The sequence below is a fragment of the Ursidibacter arcticus genome, from assembly GCF_009761375.1.
Taxonomy (GTDB): domain Bacteria; phylum Pseudomonadota; class Gammaproteobacteria; order Enterobacterales; family Pasteurellaceae; genus Ursidibacter; species Ursidibacter arcticus.
Genome location: NZ_LEKM01000166.1, coordinates 1 through 7,276, shown reverse-complemented (window position 1 = coordinate 7,276; position 7,276 = coordinate 1). Strand labels below are relative to the sequence as shown.

Here is a 7,276-nt window from a genome sequence, read left to right as displayed (position 1 = left end):
GGTTTGTCATCAGTCTGAGCCGAGTAGATAAATGCTCGGTTTTTTTGTGTGTGCTGATTAGTGAATCAAATTTGCAAAATTTTACTGCAATCTTACCGCTTGTTTCCTAGCCGATTTCATTAAAAAAAGGTATAATCGCTCCCCTTTGCAAATTGTGAGGTAGATCACATTTCCAAGAATTCGTCAGTGAGTAATGTTTTATTGCTCGCTTAATTAAGTTAGATGTGTGGATAATTCCACCTGTAAATAAAGTAATTTCAATGCAACATTTAGATACAAACAAACTGCGTAATATCGCAATTATTGCCCACGTTGACCACGGCAAAACCACTTTAGTTGATAAACTTCTTAAACTTTCAGGTACGCTAGATACTTCTCGTGGCGATACTGATGAGCGAGTTATGGACTCTAACGATCTTGAAAAAGAGCGTGGTATTACAATTTTAGCGAAAAATACAGCGATTAACTGGAACGGTTATCGTATCAATATCGTAGATACCCCAGGACACGCCGATTTTGGTGGTGAAGTTGAACGTGTACTTTCAATGGTTGATTCGGTGTTATTGGTTGTTGATGCCTTTGATGGCCCTATGCCACAAACTCGTTTTGTGACACAAAAAGCCTTTGCTCACGGTTTAAAACCGATTGTTGTTATCAATAAAGTGGATCGTCCTGGTGCTCGTCCTGATTGGGTTGTGGATCAGGTTTTTGACTTGTTTGTGAACTTAGGAGCAACTGATGAGCAGTTAGATTTCCCTATTATTTACGCATCAGCACTAAATGGTGTGGCTGGTTTAGAACACGAAGATCTTGCTCCGAATATGGATCCATTATTTGAAGCAATTATTAAGCACGTTTCACCACCAGATGTGCAATTAGATGCACCATTCCAAATGCAAATTTCTCAGTTAGATTATAGTAAATACTTAGGTGTTATCGGTATCGGTCGTATTAAACGTGGTACGGTAAAACCAAACCAACCAATCACAGTGATTGATGCTGAAGGTAAAACTCGCAACGGGCGCGTTGGTCAAGTCTTAGGGCATTTAGGTTTACAACGCTACGAAGCAACCGAAGCCTATGCTGGCGATATTATTGCCATTACAGGTTTAGGTGAGTTAAATATTTCAGATACATTATGCGATATTAACAATGTGGAAGCGTTACCTGCATTATCTGTTGATGAACCAACTGTAACTATGTTCTTCTGTGTAAATACTTCGCCATTCTGTGGACAAGAAGGTAAATTCGTTACTTCTCGTCAGATTTTAGAGCGTTTGAAAAAAGAGTTAGTGCATAACGTGGCATTGCGTGTAGAAGAAACTGATGATTCTGATATTTTCAGCGTATCTGGTCGTGGTGAGTTACATTTATCTGTGCTTATTGAAAATATGCGTCGTGAAGGCTATGAGTTAGCGGTATCTCGTCCAAAAGTTATTTTTAAAGAAATTGATGGTCGTAAACAAGAGCCGTTTGAGCAAGTAACGATTGATATTGAAGAACAGCACCAAGGTTCAGTAATGGAAGCGTTAGGTATTCGTAAAGGTGAAGTGCGTGATATGGTGCCAGATGGTAAAGGTCGTACTCGTTTAGAATATATTATTCCAAGCCGCGGTTTAATTGGTTTCCGTAATGAATTTATGACAATGACCTCAGGTACAGGTTTACTTTACTCAAGTTTCAGCCACTACGATGATGTGAAACCGGGTGAAATTGGTCAGCGTATTAACGGCGTATTGATTTCAAACGGTACAGGTAAAGCTCTAGCTTATTCGCTTTATGCTTTACAAGATCGTGGTAAATTGATGATCGATCACGGTGTTGAGATTTATGAAGGTCAAGTTATTGGTATTCATAGTCGTTCAAATGACTTAACCGTAAATCCGTTAGAAGGTAAAAAATTGACGAATATGCGTGCTTCAGGAAAAGATGATGCACTTACTTTAACTACGCCAGTAAAATTCACGCTTGAGCAAGCACTTGAATTTATTGATGATGATGAGTTGGTTGAAGTAACGCCAACTTCGGTGCGTATTCGTAAGAAATTACTAACGGAAGTAGAACGTAAACGTGCAAGCCGTACAACGACAAGTACAAGTACGCATTAATTTAATTTTATTTGATCGCTGATCTCTATGCTCTGCGATTAAAAATTTGTGAAGTAAGGGATTGATGACTTTTAGTCACAATCCCTTAAATTTATCAAAATACAAAAACTTGCTTGACTTTATGCTCTTGTACTAGTTTAATAGTACAAAAAGATTTTAAGGGAAAACCAAATGGCTGTATCAATTCAACAAACTCAGTTGCCTTATTATGCCGATACCACTTCGGTATTTTTTCATCTTTGTGGTGATCGCCCACATACGTTATTACTGGATTCTGCAGAAATACAGAGTAAAAACAGCTTGAAAAGCCTATTATTTGCTCAGTCGGCTGTGCATATTTTTTGTCACGAAAAAACGGTTACCTTTCAAGCACTAACCGAGAATGGTAAAGCGGTTCTGCCTTTAATTGAGCAAGTTCTTTTGCAATTATCCCCTGCACCTGTTTGCGAACTTTTAGCAGAATCTGACCGCTTGCAAGCAGAATTTCCGATTATCAATGATGCGTTAGATGAAGATAGTAAGCTAAAAACAACTACTATTTTTGATGGTTTGCGTTGTGTCACCAAACTGTTTGAAGATGCTGAGTCGCCAATTTATTTGGGTGGATTGTTTAGCTACGATTTGATTGCTCAATTTATCCCGATGGAAAATATTCATTTAAAAGATGATGGTTTGGTTTGCCCTGATTTCAGTTTCTATCTAGCGGAGCAGTTGGTTTTTGTCGATCATCAACAGCAGCAAGCTACACTCAATACTTTCTGTTTTGATCCAACCCAAGCGGAAAAACTTACTCAACAAGCGGTAGAATTTTCGCAAAAATTAGCAAGTAATTCTGATAAAAATTTATCTTTGGCGATTACCTCAGTAACAAGTGAGGTTACTGCGGATTTGGAAGATGACGCCTTTAAGGATATTGTGAAACGTTTAAAACACCATATTCATATTGGTGATGTGTTCCAAATTGTTCCATCACGCCGTTTTAGCTTGCCTTGTCCAAATACGCTTGCAAGCTATCGCCAACTGAAGATTAATAATCCAAGCCCTTATATGTTCTTTATGCAAGGGGAGGAATTTACGTTATTTGGGGCATCGCCTGAAAGTGCGTTGAAATATGATCAGACTAATCGTCAGTTGGAAATTTATCCGATAGCAGGCTCTCGTCCACGTGGTTTTGATGCTCAAGGAAATATCGATCCTGAATTAGATTCTCGTTTGGAATTAGAGCTACGTTTAGATCAGAAAGAGCTTGCAGAACATTTGATGTTAGTAGATTTAGCACGTAATGACGTTGCTCGGGTATGTGTTTCAGGTTCTCGCCGAGTAGCTGATTTGATGCAAATTGACCGTTATTCGCACATTATGCACCTTGTTTCTCGTGTTATTGGTACACTTCGACCTGATCTTGATGCCCTGCACGCTTATCAAGCCTGTATGAATATGGGAACACTTACAGGTGCACCGAAAGTCAAAGCAATGCAGTTAATCTATCAATTTGAGCAGCAAAAACGTCATAGTTATGGCGGTGCTGTCGGTTATTTAACATCAGACGGTAACTTAGATACTTGTATTGTGATTCGCTCTGCCTTTATTCAAAATGGAATCGCCTATGTTCAAGCGGGTTGTGGTGAAGTGTTGGATTCTGATCCACAATTAGAAGCCGATGAAACACGTCATAAAGCAAGAGCGGTACTCAAAGCGATTGCTCAAGTAAACCATTCGTTATAAGGAGCAGACAATGGCACATATTCTTTTTGTTGATAATTTTGATTCATTTACTTATAACTTGGTTGATCAATTCCGCCAACTTGGACATCAGGTAACTATTTTCCGTAATGATTATCCGCTTAATGCTTTTTTAGAAAAGGCTTGCAATACTGAAGATTGTATTGTGGCACTTTCGCCAGGGCCAGGAAATCCTCAGGAGGCAGGGAATTTATTAGCCATTATTCGTGGTTTAGCAGGTAAAGTGCCGTTAATTGGGATCTGTTTAGGGCATCAAGCGATTATTGAAGCCTTAGGAGGTGAAGTTGTGCATACGGGAACGGTATTGCACGGTAAAGTTTCTCGTATTGAACACGATAACCAAGCAATGTTTGCAGGTATCAATAATCCTATGCCTGTTGCTCGTTATCACTCTTTAATGGGGGATAAATTGCCCGAAGAGCTCGTTGTAAATGCTCGCTTTGGTGAGATTATTATGGCTGTGCGTCATCGTAGTGAAAAAATTTGTGGCTTTCAGTTTCACCCAGAATCTATTTTAACCGTAGAAGGCTCAAAATTGCTTAAACAGTCTGTGGAATGGCTACTGTCCAAAGCATAACGCAATAAATGAGCTGACAAGCGGTAAGATTTCCCGATTATTTTGCAAATTGACTGAGAGAATTATTATGCAACTTGAACCATTATTAGAGAAATTATTTAGTCATCAGAGTTTATCTCAAACAGAGTCCCATTTTTTATTTCAGCAAATTATGCAAGGTGTACTTTCTGCCGAGCAGCTCGCTGGAGCATTGATTGCATTAAAAGTGAGGGGTGAAACTGTTGATGAGATTGCTGGTGCGGTAACTGCAACCTTAGAAAATGCTTCGCCCTTCCCTCGCCCTGACTACCCTTTTGCAGACATTGTTGGCACAGGTGGAGATGGTGCAAATACGATCAATATCTCAACAGCAAGTGCTATTGTGGCAGCAACATTAGGCATTAAAGTTGCTAAACACGGTAGTCGTAGTGTATCGAGTAAATCTGGTGCGAGTGATGTACTTACTGCGTTAGGTATCAATGTAAATATCTCAGCTCAACAAGCTCGTGATGCGTTAGACAAAACTAATCTCTGTTTTTTATTTGCTCCGCAATATCATCAAGGTTTTAAATACGCCATTCCTGTGCGACAAGCCTTAAAAACGCGTACTTTATTTAACATTCTTGGTCCATTGGTAAACCCTGCTCGTCCAAAACATCAGCTATTGGGAGTGTACTCCCCTGAATTACTCAAGCCTTATGCGGAAACGGTTCGCTCTTTAGGCCATCAGCATACCATTGTAGTACACGGTTCAGGGCTTGATGAAGTAGCCATTCACGCTGAAACTTTGGTTGCGGAAGTTGAAAATGGAGAAATCCATTACTTCACACTCACTCCCGAAGATTTTGGTATTCCTCGTTATTCACTTGATGCGTTAAAAGGGGGAGAACCTGCAGAAAATGCAGAGAAACTTACCGCTTTACTGCAAGGAAAAGGCGAGCAAGCTCATATTGATGCAGTTGCTGTGAATGTTGCAATGCTAATGCGATTATTTGGAGAGAGATCTCTCAAAGCAAATGTTGCCAAAGTAAAAGCCTTGCTTGCAACGGATAAAGCCTATCAAACCTTACAGGCTTTGGCATCTTATTCATAAGCTATTAGCGACATTTTGATCTTCACTTGGCTTTGCTATACACTTACGCAATTATATTAAACCGTCAGAGAAATTTGATTTGAAGAATATTGCTATTCGACTTGTTTTAGGAATTGCGTTGTTATTATGGGCTTGGGATATGACATTCCCTTGGCAAAAAGCAATGCAAGCAGAACAAAATCGCTATACACAAATTCAACATAGTAAGACCTTGAGAGTGGGTATGATTAACCATCCGCTCTCTTATTTTGTTGGAGCAAATGGGCAAGAAGGGATTGAATTTGATTTAGCTAATGCCTTTGCTAATTATTTGAAAGTTAAACTCCATATTGAGTCCTACCCTAGTAGTGAGATGCTATTCCAAGCCTTGAAAAAAGGTGAAGTTGATATTGCAGCAGCAGGTTTACTCTTTAATTTGGATAATGTAAAAGAGTTTCAAATTGGAGCATCTTACTATTCTGCGTCTTGGCAAGTGGTCTATCAAAAAGGCACTCAACGTCCTTATAAAATCGAAGATATTAACGGTGAGTTAGTTATTCCTGCTGGTTCAGCAGTGTTACCAATTCTTCAACAGATCCAAGAAAATAATCCGCAGTTACGTTGGGTAATTAACGATCAATTCACCCAAGAAGAGCTGTTATTGCAAGTTGCAGATGGAAAAATCCCTTACACTGTTGCCACTTCTGTTGATGTCTCCGCCGCTCAGCATATTAAACCAAATGTTGCCGTTGGTTTTGATTTAACCGATGAAGCCCCTGTCGTTTGGTATTTGCAAAATAATGCTTATAGCGAGCTACAAGCTGCATTGTTGGAATTTATGCATCAAGCTAATGAAACAGGGCTTGTTGCTCGTATTGAAGAGAAATATTTTAATCATTTATCACGTTTTGATTATGTTGATTCAAGAAGCTATTTGAATGCCATTGAGAATACTCTACCTAAATATCAGCATTTATTTGAAAAGTATCGAGGTGATCTTGAGTGGCAAATGCTAGCCGCTATCGCTTATCAAGAATCGCATTGGGATCCTAACGCGACTTCTCCAACAGGGGTTCGTGGCATAATGATGCTGACTCGAGATACTGCAGATAGAATGAATATTAAAGATCGTACAAACCCTGAGCAAAGTGTTAAAGCTGGTTCTGAATACTTACATTTGTTGATGTCACAGCTTCCAAATACGATTGCGAAAGAAGATAGGATTTGGTTTGGTCTTGCCGCTTATAATATGGGGCTTGGACACCTTATTGATGTTAGACGCTTAACTAAACAACTTGGTGGCGATCCTGATAATTGGTTAGATGTAAAAAAAAATTTACCAAAACTTGCTGAAAAGCGTTATTACAGTGATCTAAAATATGGCTATGCTCGTGGCTTTGAGGCATTTAATTATGTTGAGAATATTCGGCGTTATTACCACAGTATAATCAATTACCAACGTGTAAAAGAGCAATCTCTCGAAAATAAAAAGCAGGAAACCCAAACTGTAGATCAGGATATAACGATAAAAGATGTAGAACAATCACAAGATTCTAAGGAGAAATAAATGTTTAGAAAACGAAAACTAAAACGTAAGATCAAGCGATTACATAGCAATAAATCTCGTCGAATTTTACAAATTTACCGTTTAAAACGCCGAATCTCAGCAAGACATCGTGTTGGTTTTATGATGTTTCAGCAGCAGAGCTAAAAAAACGCAGGAAATTTCCTGCGTTCAGGCCGCTGACAAACCCTAATTTGTTGTATTCAATAAACGGGCGCCAGCGTGGCGTCCCT

Annotated in this window: 6 protein-coding genes; all 6 read left to right on the top strand. The window is 39.1% G+C overall.

Going from position 1 to position 7,276, the window contains the following annotated elements; all coding sequences use genetic code 11:
* Positions 1–260 precede the first annotated feature (260 nt).
* Entirely contained in the window at positions 261–2,108 is a 1,848-nt protein-coding gene (gene typA, locus A1D25_RS07410; RefSeq protein WP_157395060.1) for a translational GTPase TypA, read from the top strand.
* Positions 2,109–2,279: 171 nt separating this feature from the next.
* Positions 2,280–3,833, top strand: coding sequence for an anthranilate synthase component I (gene trpE, locus A1D25_RS07405; protein ID WP_157395059.1), 1,554 nt, complete (start codon positions 2,280–2,282; stop codon positions 3,831–3,833).
* A 10-nt stretch (positions 3,834–3,843) separates the two neighbouring features.
* Positions 3,844–4,428 (top strand): aminodeoxychorismate/anthranilate synthase component II, encoded by a 585-nt coding sequence (locus tag A1D25_RS07400; RefSeq protein WP_157395058.1) that lies wholly within the window; start codon positions 3,844–3,846, stop codon positions 4,426–4,428.
* A 67-nt stretch (positions 4,429–4,495) separates the two neighbouring features.
* Positions 4,496–5,500 carry an anthranilate phosphoribosyltransferase gene (gene trpD / locus A1D25_RS07395; RefSeq protein ID WP_157395057.1) on the top strand — a complete coding sequence of 335 codons (1,005 nt, stop codon included), beginning with the start codon at positions 4,496–4,498 and terminating at the stop codon, positions 5,498–5,500.
* Positions 5,501–5,639: 139 nt separating this feature from the next.
* Entirely contained in the window at positions 5,640–7,046 is a 1,407-nt protein-coding gene (gene mltF, locus A1D25_RS07390) for a membrane-bound lytic murein transglycosylase MltF (protein WP_420825112.1), read from the top strand.
* Entirely contained in the window at positions 7,047–7,190 is a 144-nt protein-coding gene (locus tag A1D25_RS10925) for a hypothetical protein (protein ID WP_162853275.1), read from the top strand.
* Positions 7,191–7,276: the final 86 nt, after the last annotated feature.

Excerpts from the sequence above, each read along its gene's own strand:
- typA (WP_157395060.1), top strand. The coding sequence starts at position 261 with ATGCAACATTTAGATACAAACAAACTGCGTAATATCGCAATTATTGCC.
- trpE (WP_157395059.1), top strand. The coding sequence starts at position 2,280 with ATGGCTGTATCAATTCAACAAACTCAGTTGCCTTATTATGCCGATACC.
- A1D25_RS07400 (WP_157395058.1), top strand. The coding sequence starts at position 3,844 with ATGGCACATATTCTTTTTGTTGATAATTTTGATTCATTTACTTATAAC.
- trpD (WP_157395057.1), top strand. The coding sequence starts at position 4,496 with ATGCAACTTGAACCATTATTAGAGAAATTATTTAGTCATCAGAGTTTA.
- mltF (WP_420825112.1), top strand. The coding sequence starts at position 5,640 with ATGACATTCCCTTGGCAAAAAGCAATGCAAGCAGAACAAAATCGCTAT.
- A1D25_RS10925 (WP_162853275.1), top strand. The coding sequence starts at position 7,047 with ATGTTTAGAAAACGAAAACTAAAACGTAAGATCAAGCGATTACATAGC.